The following is a 15,293-nucleotide window of genomic DNA, read 5'->3' on the forward strand; positions in this document are numbered from 1 at the left end:
TAATAAACAGTAATAATTGTAGGAGTGTTTTTTTCAAAAAATAAATTTTGTAGGCTCGATTTTACCCAAAAAGGACGTTTTTGGCCAATTTCATCTTTTTAACAAAAAAAACCGACCTCCTGGAAGGTCGGTGTAAGGTCCTGACAGGTCTCGTCCTTTTTATTGTTTCTTGGTCGTTATCTTGATTACACCATCTTTAGCGCGATCTCCATACTCCTTTACTGCAGCATCCCCCTTAAGGACCTCTACCTTTTCTATCTCACTGGGAGACATCTTTTCGAATTCGGTCTTACTCATCTCTTTGCCATCTACAATAAAAAGGGGATCCTGACCTTTTTCGCTGTCCATGAAGAAAAAGGAGTTCCCGCCTCTTTCGATGATCTCCATATCTTCATCATCATCCGAATCCTTCAGGATAAAGACGTTGCCCCCTTCTCCTTTTTGGATCTTCCTGATCATTATACGTTCGCCATCTTCGCCCTCTTTCAATTCTTTCAATTCGGCTTCGCTCACTTCCTCTCCGTTCACTTTGATGACCTTTTTCCCGTCCTTCATCTCGACGAGAACTTCCATTTTCTCTCCCGCATCACTTCCGGTCCAATTAAATCCCCCTTCGTGATCTTCGCTGAGGATGCGCATTCTTTTATGCATTTTTTCTTCCCCATCCTGATCTTCATCATCGAGGGTCTCAACAACGATCCTCTTGGTGAAGTTCTTATTCTTCGCATGTGATTTGCGGCTGGGCATGCCGCTGAAGAATCCCATCTGGTAATCATCCCCTTCTCCTTCCACTCGGAAACTGAAGGGTTGGATAGGTGTATCACTGTTCTGGCTGTAATTGCCGCTTATTCCTTTTTGGTCCCGGTAGCTGGCACTGATGGCAGTGATCTCACCGGCGCGGTTGCGTTTGATGTCCTTAAATTTGAGATCGATACCCCTTTCTTTCATGAATTTAGTATCTGCTTTCATTTGTTCCTCGGTGTAGTCCTTGTCGATCACCACCTCTATTCGACTGATCTTCAATTCTACTTTCACATCCTTCTCTTTCTCCTGTGCCACCACTTTAGTGTTGAAGGTGAAAAGGAAGGCGGCCAGCAAGGGCAGTACGAGCGCATACTTAAGGACATTAAGGCGATTTGATTTTCTTTTGTGTAACATGACGATTCGTTTTTTGATTAATGAACTGTAAAAATGATTTGTAATGGGTGCGTAAATGGCGTTCGAAGACACCTTTAAAAGCGCATATTGGTAATTTCTTATGGATCGGGTCTGGCGAATGGCACTTGAATCGGCCAGAAATTCGAGATTTTGTTGCATATGCTTTTTGTAGAGCCAGCTAAAGGGGTTGATCCAAAGGACAATGGTCAGCATATGAGCGAGGAGTATATCCAGAGAATGTGCCTGGGAACAATGGGCTTTTTCGTGCTGCCTGATCGCATCCAGTTCTCCGGGACTGAACTGATCCGGGTTGTATATGACATAATTGAAAAAGGAGAATGGGGCCAGGTCCTGATCGGTCTCCACATAGCAGACGCCGTCGATTTTTCTCGGTCTATGGCTTTTCAGCAAACGGTAGAGTGAATGCAGCTGTAACGCAAATCTCAGTCCGAGGAAAATAACACCTGCCAGATAGACCACTGCCAGCACTGAGATCCAGTCTAAACCCTGGGAAAGAGCAGGCAACGTATTTGCGGGCGTCATCGTTTCCACCGGGATATACATCACTGCTTCTGCAATCACATAGCGCTTGATCTCTACAAAAGGAAGCAGAAATGACAATAGAATTCCTCCCAGCAGGAAATGACGGTTTGCTTCAAAGAAGGTCTCTCTTTTTAAAAATATCAAATAGACGCCCAGGAAAAGGATCAATATCCCGGAGGCTTTGGCGAGGTATAGGATGATGGCTTCCATCTTATTTATTTCTTTCGATCAGGTCAATGATTTCTTTCAACTCTTCCACGGAAATTTTCTCTTCCTTGGCAAAGAAGGAGACCAGGCTTTTGTAGGAATGGTCGTAGAAGTCGGCAATGGACTCGTTTACAAACCGCTTCCTGTAGGCCTCCTTTGATACGAGAGGATAATAACGGTGTGTATTTCCGAAGGCTTCATGGCTTACATATTCCTTGTCTTCGAGGTTCCTCACAATGGTAGACAAGGTGTTGTAATGAGGTGGATCGTCTACGATCTCGGCCAGGATCTCCTTGACGAAGGCCTTTTCGAGTTTCCAGAGGATCTTCATCACCTCTTCTTCTCTGTTGGTAAGTTTTTTCATCATTACGGTGTTGATTTATTTAATTCGAGAAGGGCTTCGCGGGCCGATTGGAGGTCAGGCCTTATCTGCAAGGCTTTTTCATAGGCAGCGATGGCCTCTTTTCTAAGGCCCTTTACCCTCAGGGCTTCTCCATAGCTATCCCAGCAATTAGCCACCTCAGGGAATAGTTCGGTGTTGAGTTTAAAGAGTTTTATGGCCGACTCCGGATCTTCGGCTCCATAAAGATATGCGTACCCCAGGTTGTTGAGTATTAAATCCCTTGGATCTGTAGGGTGAAAGTTCACCGTGAGGGAGTCGAAGTGTTGCCGTATGTACTCCGTGCCTTTTTCCTCAAAATGAATCCTGACATTTTGAATAGCAGGTAGCATAGGTTTTTGAATATCCTTGCCTCGATACAGAGAAAGGATATCGAGGCCTACGCGTTCTGCCACCGGTTCGTCCATGTTGGCAAATACAATGATGCTGAGATCCATGTCGATGACCTGAAGGAGTACCGAGTTGAATCCCTCGAATCCTCCGGCGGCACTTGCAGCGGCCCCTGCGGGCATTTCCCTTATAAATTGAAATTGCGGATCGTCGGCCTTTGTGGCTGCGGAAAGAAGGGTGGTATCGTAATAATAAGAGTGATAAAATGTTCTGACATCTTCCGTGGTGGAGATAAATCCCCCATCGGGATTGGGACTATCCTGAATCGGGATATTCTCTTCCAAAACTCCCAAAGGAGTGAAGTAATATCCCTTTGCGATCCGTTCTTCAAGTCCGGTGAAATTTTTGAGATAGGTATTCTGCAATCCCAATTTCTCAACGATGCGCTCACGTACATTGTCGAAGTACGATTTACCGCTGACTACTTCAATGACCTTACCCAGGATCACATAGCCCAAATTAGAATAGGCATCCGATTCACCTGGCGCAAAAAGGAGTTCATAGCTCTTCGCCCTTTCTACAATGGCATTTAATGTTCTATCCTCCAGGGGGAGATCAAAGTAGTCGGGACCGTGATAATCTCCGAATCCGGCCCGGTGCTCCAGCAGATGTTCAATGGTTACTTCCTTGACCCTGGGGTCTTCGAATCCGGGCACATGATCCATTAGGCGATCAGAAAGTTTTAATTTGCCTTCTTCGGCCAATTGCTTCACGACGACCTGTGTAAAAGTCTTGTTCATGCTACCGATATCGAAAAGGGTGCCGAGTTCATTGGGTTTGCCCGATTCTCTGTCGGCCAGGCCATATGCCTTATGGAATATCGCATTTCCATGATCTGCAATGAGCACCACTCCCGAAAATATCCCGAGGTCGATGTATTCCTGTACCAGTGGATCAATTTTGGAAACAAAATCTGATCTTTCCTCTTGAGTGGCAAATGCCGACTCATCGACTTGTTTATTGTCCTTGCAATTGGTCAACAGGAATAATCCTATAAGACCTAAGGTTATGCCTTTTTTCATAGTTTGAATTATTACACATCAAAGGACTTCAAGAGACCTGATCAAACCTACTACTAAAAAAATAGTTATACAACTAAATTTGTAGTTATTTAACATTTCGACGGATCCATTCCCGGAGAGAAAAGCTGAGTGCTGTACATCAGGAATCCCTTATATTTGCCAAAATTTCAATATTGCAGCATTTCCTTTTTATCGTTCTGGGCCTGATATTGCTTATTCTTGGAGGGAACTGGCTTCTTAAAGCAGCTGTAGCCCTTTCTCTGAGGCTCAGGATACCCAGGATCATCATAGGGATGACCATAGTTTCCTTCGCCACCTCGGCACCGGAATTGATCGTCAGCGTCACGGCAGCCCTGGAGGGTTTTCCGGATCTCGCGCTGGGAAACGTGATAGGCTCCAATATCGCCAATTTAGGGTTGATATTAGGGATCATCCTGATCCTCGGGCCCATTGAAGTCAGAAAGAGTTTTTATATCGTAGACTGGCCGGTGATGATGGCCGCTTCATTGATGGTCTTTTTCCTGATCTATTTTGACGGGGAGATCGGTGCGCTCGAAGGCGGGTCAATGATCGCCTGTCTCTTCCTCTTCCTGGTCTTCTTACTCAGGTTTCAACAACCTGCGGTAGTGGAGGAGCACAACAAGGCCATTCTACCCCTGCCCTTGTATAAATCGGTTTTGTTCCTGGGCTTGGGGGGAGTCGGGCTGTGGGCAGGTTCTGAATTCCTGATCTACGGCGCCGTGGGTCTGGCTTCGTTTTACGAGGTCAGTGAAAGGGTTATTGGGATCACCGTGGTTTCCGTAGGGACAAGCATCCCCGAACTGGCAGCGTCCGTCATTGCCATCCTCAAAAAGGAAAAGGCTATCAGCCTCGGGAATCTCATCGGCTCCAACATCTTTAATTTGCTGGCGGTACTCGGGATTACCTCTATGGTCAGCCCCATTCACGTCATAGACCAGGGCTTGCTTACGAACGATATTTTCTGGATGCTGGGTTTTGCCTTTCTTGTACTTCCCCTCGTCTTCTTTCCCAAAGGCCTCAGGCTGGGGTGGCATGACGGTGTCATACTCCTGCTGTGCTATGCCGCTTTCGTGGTTCTCACTTTAGCTTAGCCGGTATTTCTGGTCCAAATAAAAAAACCGCCACGGGAAATCCCAGTGGCGGTCTTAAAACTAGCTTTAAAATAGTTATACGGTCGCTTTGATCTTGGCAGACTTCACAGTCTTTACGATCCTTCCCGCTATCTTGTAAGGATCGCCGTTGGAAGCAGGACGCCTGTCTTCCAGCCATCCTTTCCATCCACGCTCCACGGTGGCGATGGGGATCCTGATAGAGGCACCCCTGTCTGAAATACCGTAACTGAAATCGTTGATGGATGCAGTTTCGTGCAGTCCGGTCAGGCGCTGGTCGTTGAATTCTCCATACACGGCGATGTGCTCTTTCGCAACAGGCCTGAATGCCTCGCAAACGGCCTCATAGACTTCCTTGCTTCCTGCGTTACGCAGCAGGCTGTTAGAGAAGTTGGCGTGCATTCCGGATCCGTTCCAGTCCCCTTTGATGGGTTTTGGGTGGTATTCTATATAATATCCATAAGACTCTGTAAGCCTGTCGAGGAGATATCTCGCAACCCAGACCTGGTCACCCGCGTTCTTTGCCCCCTTGGCAAAGATCTGGAATTCCCATTGTCCTGAGGCTACTTCCTGGTTGATCCCTTCAAAATTGATACCGGCTTCTAGACAGATGTCGGCATGCTCTTCGACAAAGTCACGGCCATGGGTATTTTTTCCGCCTACGGAACAGTAGTACATTCCCTGTGGCCCGGGATACCCTCCAACGGGAAATCCGAGTGGCAACTGTGTACTTTTATCCATGATAAAGTATTCCTGCTCAAAACCGAACCAGAAGTCGTTGTCATCGTCATCGATCTTCGCCCTGTGGTTGGATTCGTGTGGGGTACCGTCAGGGTTCAAAACTTCGGTCATCACCAGATATCCGTTCACCCTTGTGGGATCCGGGAAAATGGCCACTGGCTTCAGCAGACAATCAGAGGATCCTCCTTCGGCCTGCTTGGTCGAACTTCCGTCAAACGACCAAATGGGACAGTCCTCCAGTTTTCCACTGAAATTCTCCTCGATCTTTGTCTTGCTGCGCATGTTCTGGGTAGGGGTGTAACCATCCAGCCAGATGTATTCTAATTTTGCTTTGCTCATAATCTTGCGAGTTAAATTTTCAAATTTTTAAGATCGTCAAAAATATAGTTTTTGAGGAGATATATGGAAACTTTTGGGGGGTAATTATCAATAAATCAGACAAAATTATCAACACCCCCATTTTTTAGGGGGTTAATTGTAAAAATTTTATTTTATGGAAGGATAAGTGCGAAATGTTTAATTTTGCTGATGCATCTTAAGCCATTGAAATCATGTCTACACAAAGAACGAATGCCGTATTGGAGAGCGGCCGCCGAAAACCCGTTTCAGTTGTTGAAAATACAAGAAGATCTGAGTTTTTCGGGTCTCATGTGTTCAACGAGGAAAAAATGATCCAGTACCTTACGCGTGACGCCTTTGAAAGCGTAAAAAATGCCATTTTCACAGGTTCAAAGATCGACCGCAAAATGGCAGACCAGATCGCGGAATCCATGAAGGCCTGGGCCCTTTCCATGGGTGCAACCCACTACACGCATTGGTTTCAGCCCCTTACCGGCGCCACGGCCGAAAAACACGATGCCTTTTTCGACCTGTTACCAGATGGACGGGCCCTGGAGAAATTCGGGGGCGGGCAGTTGGTTCAACAGGAACCAGACGCCTCGAGCTTCCCCAGCGGGGGTATTCGAAATACTTTCGAAGCCCGGGGGTATACCGCCTGGGATCCTTCTTCCCCCGCCTTTATTTACGGTGCCACCCTCTGTATACCCACGATCTTTGTCTCTTACACAGGGGAGGCCCTCGACAACAAAGCTCCCTTGCTGCGTGCGCTCCATGCCGTGGATCAGGCGGCCACCGGAGTGGCCCGCTATTTCGATAAATCGGTCAACAAGGTCATGGCCACCCTGGGATGGGAACAGGAATACTTTCTGGTAGACAAGGCCCTGGCAGCTTCCAGACCCGACCTGGTGCTGACGGGTCGAACGCTGGTGGGCCAGGCTGCCGCCAAAGGACAGCAGCTGGATGACCATTATTTTGGCGTTATACCCCTGAGGGCCATCAACTTTATGAAGGACCTGGAGGTGGAATGCACGAAACTGGGTATTCCTGTAAAGACCAGGCACAACGAGGTGGCCCCGAACCAGTTCGAGCTTGCCCCTGTATTCGAGGAAGCCAATCTGGCGGTAGACCACAACCTGTTGTTGATGGATATCATGGAAAAGATAGCTGACCGGCACGACCTGAAAGTGCTTTTCCACGAAAAACCCTTTGCCGGTATCAACGGTTCTGGCAAGCACAATAACTGGTCTCTGGCCACTGACACGGGCGTAAACCTGCTCAGCCCGGGATCCACCCCTATGAAGAACCTGCAGTTCCTCACTTTTTTTGTCAATACGATCAAGGCGGTTGACACTTATGAGGAATTGCTGCGAGCCTCCATTGCCTCGGCTACCAACGACCATCGCCTGGGGGCTAACGAAGCACCCCCTGCCATATTCTCCATCTTTATAGGAGAACAGCTCAGCGCCGTCCTGGATGAACTGGAAGGCGTCTCCCAGGGAAAACTCTCTCCCGAGGAGAAAACCGAACTCAAATTAAACGTGGTAGGCAAGATCCCTGAAATCCTGCTCGACAATACGGACAGAAACCGGACCTCTCCCTTTGCTTTTACCGGGAACAAATTTGAGATGAGGGGGGTAGGGGCCAAGATGAACTGTGCCAAACCCATGACGGTCCTGAATACTATTGTGGCTCGGCAACTGATCGAGTTCAAAAAGGAGGTCGATAAACTCATCGATAAAAAGAAACTCAAAAAAGACGAGGCCATCTTCAACGTGCTGAGAGAGTACATCAAAGCCTCGAAAAGGATCCGATTTGACGGGGACGGATATAGCGAAAGCTGGCAAAAGGAGGCGGCAAAGCGAAAATTGAGCAATAATAAGACTACACCGGAAGCCCTGGAAGTGGTCGTATCCAAAAGCTCCCTCAATCTCTTCCAGGAGATGCAGGTAATGAGTGAGGTGGAAGTCAGGGCAAGGCATGAGGTAGATCTTGAGACCTACATCCTCCAGACCCAGATCGAAGGCCGGGTCTTTAACGAGCTGGTCAACACACACATCATCCCTGCGGCCATCGGTTATCAGAACAAGCTGATCGATAACATCAGGGGGGTCAAGGAGATCTATGGTTCAGGATTCAAGCAGCATGCAGAGGCAGCGCTGGCCATACTGGAAGAGATATCCGGACACCTGGCGGCTACCCATAAAAAGTCGGAGGCCATGACGGAAGCCCGGAAAAAAGCCAATTCGGAGGTGGACATTCGCAAAAAAGCCCAGGCGTATTGCCATGAGGTAAGGCCTTATTTTGAGGATATCCGATACCACTGTGACAAGTTGGAACAGCTGGTGGAAGACAAGGACTGGCCTCTGGCCAAGTACCGGGAACTCCTCTTTATCCGATAGCGAATTAAATGCCGGGGATGGCCTGCATATGATTTCATTCTCCTATTTTTGCGGAGAATCATGAATTACTCACCGTGGCGGTAAGCAAACGATACCAGCAAAGAGGCGTTTCGGCCTCCAAGGAAGACGTACACAAGGCGATCAGAAATATTGACAAAGGCCTATTCCCGAAGGCGTTCTGCAAGATCGTCCCGGATACGCTCACAGGGGACGATGAGTATTGCCTGGTCATGCACGCCGATGGGGCAGGGACCAAATCTTCCCTGGCCTATATGTACTGGAAGGAGACCGGAGACCTGTCTGTTTGGAAAGGCATCGCTCAGGATGCCCTGGTCATGAACCTGGACGACCTGCTTTGTGTGGGCGTCACTGAAAATATCCTCCTGTCATCCACTATTGGAAGAAATAAAAACCTCATTCCCGGAGAGGTGATCGAAGCTATCATTACCGGGACCGAGGAGTTCATTGAGGCTATGGGGGCTCATGGGGTGAAGATCCAATCGACCGGAGGGGAGACTGCCGATGTGGGCGACCTCGTGAGGACCATCATCGTAGATTCGACGGTCACGGCTCGGATCCGAAGGGACAAGGTCATCGACAATGCCCGCATCAGGCCGGGCGATGTCATAGTGGGCCTGGCCTCTTTTGGAAAATCGACCTACGAATCGGAATACAATGGCGGGATGGGAAGCAACGGCCTCACCTCGGCCCGTCATGATGTGTTCGGCAAAGAGTTAGCAAAGCGCTATCCCGAGAGTTTTGACCCTTCCGTGCCCGAGGATCTCGTATACTCCGGAAAATTAAAACTGACAGACACGGTTGCTGATGTTCCCCTGGACGCCGGGAAACTGGTCTTGTCACCTACGCGCACCTATGCCCCGGTGATCAAAAAGATTCTGGAAAAATACGGTCCGAATGAACTCCACGGTATGGTGCACTGCAGCGGAGGGGCCCAGACCAAGATCCTTCATTTCCTGGACAGGAACCACGTGATCAAGGATAACCTGTTTCCCGTTCCCCCTTTGTTCCGGTTGATACAGGAACAATCGGGCACCGACTGGAAAGAGATGTACCAGGTATTCAATTGCGGCCATCGCATGGAGCTTTACGTGGAAGAACAGATCGCCTCAGACCTGATCTCCATTTCCGAAAGTTTCGGGATACCCGCCCTGGTCATTGGGAGGGTGGAAGCGCATCCTCAAAAGAAGCTGACCATCGAGGGTCCGAACGGGACGTATTCATATTAGGTATACGATTCTTTCCAAAGCTTCGTTCTCTTATAAAGAAAACTGCATCCATATGGAAAGAAAAGCCTTTTTGAAGACGCTCGGCGCCGGAGCCGCATTCGCCCTGACCTTCCCCTGTGTTCAGGGATGCTCCAAGGATGAAGCCGGTGGACTACCGGTTCCTACCGGAGTCGATTTCACCATAGACCTCACCTCAGCCGAAGGGTTACAACTCCAGAACAACGGGGATTTTATTTTAAAGAATGACGTGGTCGTGGTCAGGAACCTGGAGGGAAATTTTGTCGCCGCCAGTCAGATCTGCAGCCACCAGCAGACGGACCAGGTCCGTTTTGTCACCGATAATGGGGGAATTTTCGAATGCTCCACCCACGGATCCCGGTTCTCACAAACGGGCACCCCCCTGAATCAGATCACGAACAACCCCCTGAAGATCTTCAATACCGAAGTGAACGGAGATATCCTGAGGGTCTTCGAATAGCCTCGTAGATTTCCTGTTCTCCCTTGCATCGAATTACATAAGCTACGCGCCTGTACACAGTAATTTATCTTCCCGGATTGCCCTAGAATGTTGTAAATTCGCATCCTAAGGGAAGTTAGACCATGATCGATAAATTAAACATCATAAAACAGCGGTTTGATGAGGTTTCTGACCTTATCATACAACCCGATATTATTCAGGACCAGAAAAGGTATGTACAGCTGAACAAGGAGTACAAGGACCTCAAGGAGCTTGTGGATAAGCGCAAGGCCTACCTGGAGCTCAAGAACAACATTAAAGAGGCCGAGGAGATCCTCTCTGCCGGCGCCGAAGAGGAAATGATAGAAATGGCCAAGATGCAACTCGATGAGGCCAAGGAGGCACTGCCCGAACTGGAGGAGGAGATCAAGTTGCTGCTCATACCCAAAGACCCTGAGGACGCCAAGGACGTGGTTATGGAGATCCGCGCCGGAACCGGAGGGGACGAGGCCAGTATCTTTGCAGGCGACCTCTACAGGATGTACGCCAAATACTGCGAATCCAAAGGGTGGAAAACGAATATCATCGATCTTAATGAAGGGACCAGCGGGGGCTACAAGGAGATCCATTTTGAGGTGACCGGGGAAGATGTGTACGGCACCCTGAAATTCGAGGCAGGAGTACACCGCGTACAGCGGGTCCCCCAGACCGAGACCCAGGGGAGGGTGCACACGAGTGCGGCCACCGTCATGGTCTTGCCGGAGGCCGAGGATTTTGATGTCCACGTAGACCCCAAGGACGTAAGGATCGATTATTTCTGTTCCTCAGGGCCGGGAGGTCAATCCGTCAATACCACCTATTCTGCAGTTCGGCTTACCCATATTCCCACGGGCATAGTGGCCCAGTGCCAGGATGAAAAATCCCAGCACAAGAACAAGGACAAGGCTTTCAGGGTTCTCAGATCCCGCCTGTACGACATGGAACTCCAAAAAAGGCAGGAAGAAGATGCTGCCAAGAGGAATTCACAGGTGAGCAGCGGTGACCGTTCAGCCAAGATCAGGACCTATAACTACCCTCAGGGAAGGGTTACCGACCACAGGATCGGTCTTACCCTTTACGATCTTCAGAATATCATGAATGGCGACATACAGAAGATCATCGATGAACTCATGCTGGTTGAGAATACAGAAAAATTGAAGGAAGCCTCCGAAATCTTCTGATCGCATATGAACACGTCACAACTCCTCGAACAGATAGAGAGGAAGAAATCCTTCCTGTGCATTGGCCTGGATACGGACCTGGACAAGATCCCTCCCCATTTGCTGGAGGAACCCGATCCCATTTTCGCTTTCAACAAGGCCATCATAGACGCCACCCATCATGCCTGCGTGGCCTACAAACCCAATACGGCTTTTTACGAGGCCTATGGGATGAAAGGTTGGGCGGCCCTTTCGAAAACCATTGAATACCTGAATACCTCCTATCCTGAGATCTTTACGATCGCCGATGCAAAAAGAGGGGATATAGGAAATACGGCAACCCGATACGCCCAGGCCTTTTTTAAGGATCTCAGTTTTGACGCGGTCACGGTGGCGCCTTATATGGGTAGGGACTCTGTGGAACCCTTTCTCAGATTTGAGGACAGGTTCACCATCCTCCTCGCCCTTACTTCCAATCCCGGGGCATTCGATTTTCAAACCCGAATGTCAGATGGGCAGGAATTGTACAAAAGGGTGCTGGAAACAGCACTCACCTACGAACATTCGGATCGTCTGATGTTTGTGATTGGGGCTACGAAAGCCGAGTATCTGAAGGAAGTGCGGAAGATCGTCCCGGATCACTTCCTGTTGGTGCCCGGGGTAGGCGCCCAGGGAGGTAGCCTTGAGGAGGTCTGCAGGTTTGGAATGACCGACCGGGTAGGCTTGCTGGTCAACTCCTCCAGAAAGATACTTTATGCTTCTCAAGGGGCCGATTTTGCCCGGGCGGCTGCCATGGAGGCAGAGACTCTGCAAAAGGCCATGGAAGAGGAATTACGGAAGAGGAGGTCGTCTCAGGCGAGCTGATCTAGACGCTTTTTAAAGGCATGTGCCTTTCTCTCAAAAAAATCCCCCAGCTGAGTGCCGGCATAACGACTATCCGAAGCCATATTCATAAATCTCTGGTAATAGCTGATCATTCTGGTAGACGCCTGAGATCCACTTGTGATCGGGGTGGACGAGCCCACTTTGCAATGCTGATTTTTCATAGGTCAAGTCTTTTGCTTAAAGATACGGCTGCCAATAGGTAAAAGGCTCACAATTTTGATGATCGACCCATAAAATCGGTGATATTTACCCAAAAATCAACATGGTCTTGATGAATTCTTCACTTTCAGTACGATGTGCGAAATTCATCATGGTAGTGGGAGTCTTTTTGTATCTTGGAAGGAATAAGAAATAAAAATGACAAAAACAGCCTTCTTTTTAGTTTGTATGCTCACCGCCCATTTGTCATTGGCCCAAAATGCGAATTGCGCTTGTTGTACGGAGGATCACGGCGCCTTTGATTTTTGGCTTGGTTCCTGGGAAGTATATCTGCCCAATGGGGCCGTTGCAGGAGAAAACCGTATCGAGAAGATCCAGGGTGGGTGCGTACTAAGGGAGGAGTGGAAGGGTTCCAATGGCAATTTCACAGGAACCAGTTACAACTTTTACAATCCCGGTACGGGTCTGTGGGAACAGATCTGGCTCGACAGTTCCGGCACCGTTTTGAAATTGAAGGGAAAACGCGTGGATAACCAGATGATCCTTCAATCTGAAGGCACTTTGAACGAGGACCAGAGCGAGAGTGTTCAGCGAATAACCTGGACCCTTCTTGAAAACGGGAATGTGCGCCAGGTGTGGGAAGTATTGCGCAATGGTGTTGCCGAGAGTTTACTCTTTGATGGGTTGTATAAGAAGAAGCAGTGAACGCTATTTTCTTAACAAAAAAAACCGGCCACTACACCGGTTTTTTAAACTAACTAACTCAAAAATACTAACTCAAATAATACGGGTAAAACTATCTTTTTTCTTTTTTTTCGTGGTTAAGCTAAGATTACCAGAAGGTTACCTTACTACGACCTTATTTTTATAACGCGACTTTTAGAGAATTATTATAGGATACCCACCCGGATTTAAGGCGAGGCGGAAGGGAAGATCAAAATTTGCGAAAATCGCCTGAATAGCAGGAGGTGAAAGAAACTATTGGCCGTAGTATTCGGCGATCAGCGCATCGGTTTCCGACTTGGATTTAAAGACCTCGAAGGTCTTACCCTGGGTCCTCAAGGCCCCTAAGGCATTCGCGTATTCAGCGGCCTTTACGGGATCTCCATACACGGCAAATCCATAGGCCAGACCCCCGGCAAAGGAATCTCCACACCCGGTGGTGTCTACCACGTGTTCCATGTAGATGGACTTAACGAATTGTTTTTCTATTTTCTCTCCTTTTTTGGTGTAAAAGACACAGCCTTTGGCGTCTAGGGTAACATAGAAATACTTTACGCCTTTTTTCAGGACATGGGCTGCCATCTCATCCAGGTGTTCCGTGCGCTCTTCATTGTAACTGGTCATCTCATCAGCAGAATACTCCCTTTTGAGCCAGCAGGCCTGAGATTCTTCCAGGTTCATTTTGAGGATGTCGATATAGCGCAGCCAATCGTCCATGTCTACCCAGAATTTGCGGTATCGGTCTCCGGTCATTCCCATGGAAGTGGTAGGTCCGTGGGCATCGAAGACAATAAGACCTTTGCGGTTCTTCTTGATGTACCTCAGCGTCCTCATGGAGATCTCGAAATCGGTGATCGGGATAAATACGTAAGCGTCCATTTCCTCAAGGGGTTTTATGTCCTTGGGCACTATGGGTTTCATACAGGCTGTCTGGCGTTCCAGTCTGTTGTTCTGGTCGATGAACTTGAGTTCGATGACCGTGCCCCTGTCGTGCTTGCTGGAAATATGGCTGGTATCAATATTGGGATAAGGCGCAAAGAGGTCGATGATGTTCTGGTAATCCACCTCGTGAACATGGGATACGGGATAGACCGTTCCTTCCTTCCCAAATAATTTGGATAAAGCGATAACGGGGTGGGAGACACAGCCATATTTTTTGATGGTCTCCTTGTGGTGGGTTATAATGGTGTCCCTCGGGATGGGTCCTAGAACGGCAATTTTTGTCATATTCTTCTCTGGTCTCCGGCGTTGGGAAGTTTCTCTTTCTGTCGAGAATTACCTCTGTATTATATCTTTTGGATTGGAGGGGTAATTTATGAAAAATAAAGATAGGAAAGAACTAAAGGAGATGAGAGGTTCCATCTCCCTGACCGTTAGCGAATCAGGTGAAGATCACCGTTTTGTTGTTGTATACCATGGTCTTCCGGTTTACGTGGAGCTGAACGGCACGGGAGAGTACGAGCTTCTCGAGGTCCCTTCCCTTATCGATAAAGTCGTTAACCTTGTGTACATGGGAAACCCGGGTAATGTCCTGTTCGATAATGGGGCCGGCGTCGAGTTCTTCGGTCACGTAATGGCTCGTCGCCCCAATGATCTTAACTCCCCGGCTGAATGCGGCGTGATAGGGTTTGGCCCCGGCGAAAGCAGGCAGGAAGGAGTGGTGGATATTGATGATCTTATTGGGGTACTCTTTGATCAGCCTGGGGGTGACGATCTGCATGTATCGGGCCAGTACCACAAAGTCGACCTCCTTCTCCCTGAGAAGCTGGAGCTGTTTGTTTTCGGCTTCCTCCTTGGTCTCCCGGGATACGGGAATGAAATAATACGGAATTTCGAACTGGTCGGCGATAGGCCTCAGGGTATCGTGGTTGCTGATAATCATGGGGATATCGGCTTTGAGTTCTCCCGTTGAATACCGGATCAGCAGATCGTACAGACAATGGTTGTACTTGCTGACGAAAAGGGCCATCTTCGGCCTGGTGGTACTCAGGTGCATACTCCATTGCATGTCGTAAGTAGAGGCGATCTCTTTATCGAATCGCTCTTCGACCATTCCCATCGGCTGGGTCCCTTTTGAAAATTCGACCTCCAGGCGCATAAAAAAGACGCCTGCTTCTTCATCTACGTGTTGATCCAGATAGGTGATATTCCCTCCTGCCTTATGGATAAAATTCGTAACTGAACTAATGATCCCGCCCTGGTCCGGGCAATGAATGAGAAAAATGGCTTTCAATACTTATCGGCTTTGAAGGTTAAAAGTACTACAAACTCGAGGTTGACCAAAAGGACCTCAG

The 15,293-nt window shown here is 48.6% G+C and carries 14 protein-coding genes; 7 read left to right on the forward strand and 7 right to left on the reverse strand.

The features are described from left to right. Window positions 1-159: 159 nt before the first annotated feature. The 3 genes from GWK09_RS09090 to GWK09_RS09100 are packed head-to-tail and all read right to left on the reverse strand — an operon-like array spanning window position 160 to window position 3,720. The gene (locus GWK09_RS09090; protein WP_163692922.1) at window positions 160-1,911 is read right to left on the reverse strand and encodes a M56 family metallopeptidase; all 1,752 of its coding nucleotides are present in this window, start codon (window positions 1,909-1,911) and stop codon (window positions 160-162) included. A 1-nt stretch (window position 1,912) separates the two neighbouring features. Then, a complete protein-coding gene (locus tag GWK09_RS09095; RefSeq protein ID WP_163693431.1) occupies window positions 1,913-2,272 on the reverse strand; it encodes a BlaI/MecI/CopY family transcriptional regulator in 360 nt (119 codons plus the stop codon). A gap of 2 nt (window positions 2,273-2,274) precedes the next feature. After that, window positions 2,275-3,720 (reverse strand): serine hydrolase domain-containing protein, encoded by a 1,446-nt coding sequence (locus tag GWK09_RS09100; RefSeq protein WP_163692924.1) that lies wholly within the window; start codon window positions 3,718-3,720, stop codon window positions 2,275-2,277. A gap of 173 nt (window positions 3,721-3,893) precedes the next feature. Between GWK09_RS09100 and GWK09_RS09105 the strand changes: the two genes are divergently transcribed. After that, window positions 3,894-4,832 carry a calcium/sodium antiporter gene (locus GWK09_RS09105; RefSeq protein ID WP_163692926.1) on the forward strand — a complete coding sequence of 313 codons (939 nt, stop codon included), beginning with the start codon at window positions 3,894-3,896 and terminating at the stop codon, window positions 4,830-4,832. A 75-nt stretch (window positions 4,833-4,907) separates the two neighbouring features. Here the strand turns inward: GWK09_RS09105 and GWK09_RS09110 are convergent, their stop codons facing one another. Then, window positions 4,908-5,930, reverse strand: coding sequence for a glutamine synthetase beta-grasp domain-containing protein (locus GWK09_RS09110; protein ID WP_163692928.1), 1,023 nt, complete (start codon window positions 5,928-5,930; stop codon window positions 4,908-4,910). A 212-nt stretch (window positions 5,931-6,142) separates the two neighbouring features. On the opposite strand from GWK09_RS09110, the gene GWK09_RS09115 reads away from it, so the two are divergent. The 5 genes from GWK09_RS09115 (at window position 6,143) to pyrF (ending at window position 12,096) form a co-directional block, all read left to right on the forward strand. After that, the gene (locus GWK09_RS09115; RefSeq protein ID WP_163692929.1) at window positions 6,143-8,329 is read left to right on the forward strand and encodes a glutamine synthetase III family protein; all 2,187 of its coding nucleotides are present in this window, start codon (window positions 6,143-6,145) and stop codon (window positions 8,327-8,329) included. A gap of 74 nt (window positions 8,330-8,403) precedes the next feature. Next, a complete protein-coding gene (locus GWK09_RS09120) occupies window positions 8,404-9,576 on the forward strand; it encodes an AIR synthase related protein (protein ID WP_283401240.1) in 1,173 nt (390 codons plus the stop codon). 52 nt (window positions 9,577-9,628) lie between these two features. Continuing rightward, window positions 9,629-10,054, forward strand: coding sequence for a QcrA and Rieske domain-containing protein (locus GWK09_RS09125; protein WP_163692931.1), 426 nt, complete (start codon window positions 9,629-9,631; stop codon window positions 10,052-10,054). Between the two features lie 122 nt (window positions 10,055-10,176). Continuing rightward, window positions 10,177-11,253, forward strand: coding sequence for a peptide chain release factor 1 (gene prfA, locus GWK09_RS09130; RefSeq protein WP_163692933.1), 1,077 nt, complete (start codon window positions 10,177-10,179; stop codon window positions 11,251-11,253). A 6-nt stretch (window positions 11,254-11,259) separates the two neighbouring features. Continuing rightward, a complete protein-coding gene (gene pyrF / locus GWK09_RS09135; RefSeq protein WP_163692935.1) occupies window positions 11,260-12,096 on the forward strand; it encodes an orotidine-5'-phosphate decarboxylase in 837 nt (278 codons plus the stop codon). Here pyrF and GWK09_RS09140 read toward each other — a convergent pair. Next, window positions 12,084-12,278 (reverse strand): hypothetical protein, encoded by a 195-nt coding sequence (locus GWK09_RS09140; protein ID WP_163692937.1) that lies wholly within the window; start codon window positions 12,276-12,278, stop codon window positions 12,084-12,086. The genes pyrF and GWK09_RS09140 overlap by 13 nt on opposite strands. A 196-nt stretch (window positions 12,279-12,474) precedes the next feature. Between GWK09_RS09140 and GWK09_RS09145 the strand changes: the two genes are divergently transcribed. Then, window positions 12,475-12,981, forward strand: a complete 507-nt coding sequence (locus GWK09_RS09145; protein ID WP_239530887.1) for a hypothetical protein — start codon at window positions 12,475-12,477, stop codon at window positions 12,979-12,981. Between the two features lie 273 nt (window positions 12,982-13,254). On the opposite strand, the gene GWK09_RS09150 is transcribed toward GWK09_RS09145, so the two are convergent. Beyond that, window positions 13,255-14,226 (reverse strand): carbohydrate kinase family protein, encoded by a 972-nt coding sequence (locus tag GWK09_RS09150; RefSeq protein WP_163692938.1) that lies wholly within the window; start codon window positions 14,224-14,226, stop codon window positions 13,255-13,257. Window positions 14,227-14,380: 154 nt separating this feature from the next. Beyond that, on the reverse strand, window positions 14,381-15,232 hold the full coding sequence (gene purU, locus GWK09_RS09155) for a formyltetrahydrofolate deformylase (protein ID WP_163692940.1): 852 nt from the start codon (window positions 15,230-15,232) through the stop codon (window positions 14,381-14,383). Between the last annotated feature and the right edge of the window lie 61 nt (window positions 15,233-15,293).

The sequence above is a fragment of the Muriicola jejuensis genome, assembly GCF_010671595.1.
Taxonomy (GTDB): Bacteria; Bacteroidota; Bacteroidia; order Flavobacteriales; family Flavobacteriaceae; genus Muriicola; species Muriicola jejuensis.